General features: G+C 37.0%; 1 protein-coding gene. It reads right to left on the bottom strand.

Going from position 1 to position 281, the window contains the following annotated elements; all coding sequences use genetic code 11:
• Positions 1-281 (bottom strand): TIGR04141 family sporadically distributed protein (locus tag KMS84_RS40040; protein ID WP_256921575.1); only part of this gene is annotated, 281 nt, incomplete at both ends.

The following is a 281-nucleotide window of genomic DNA, read 5'->3' as shown; positions in this document are numbered from 1 at the left end:
AGATATTATTGGTACTCGATCATTTTTGGCGCGAGTAATACTAAATCCAATAATTGAGTCCCATTTTTCTATTTCGGGTAGGGTGATGACTAGTCTGGGATCTCGGTTTTTTATAGCGTCAAGCAGTAGCTGGTCCAATCGATCTATATCGGATTTCTCTTTGATTTTTCGAACATTATCTACCCAGAGAAATTCTGTTTTATAGTCATCTTTAAGGTAATGAGATTTTAGGGTTTCGATTAGGCTCGATAAATCACAGATCTCCATTTCAACGCCAAAAG

This window comes from Streptomyces hilarionis (assembly GCF_024539675.1).
In the GTDB taxonomy this organism is placed as follows: Bacteria; Actinomycetota; Actinomycetes; order Streptomycetales; family Streptomycetaceae; genus Streptomyces; species Streptomyces hilarionis.
The sequence above is the reverse complement of the archived record's forward strand: the minus strand, read 5'-3'. Positions and strand labels throughout refer to the sequence as shown.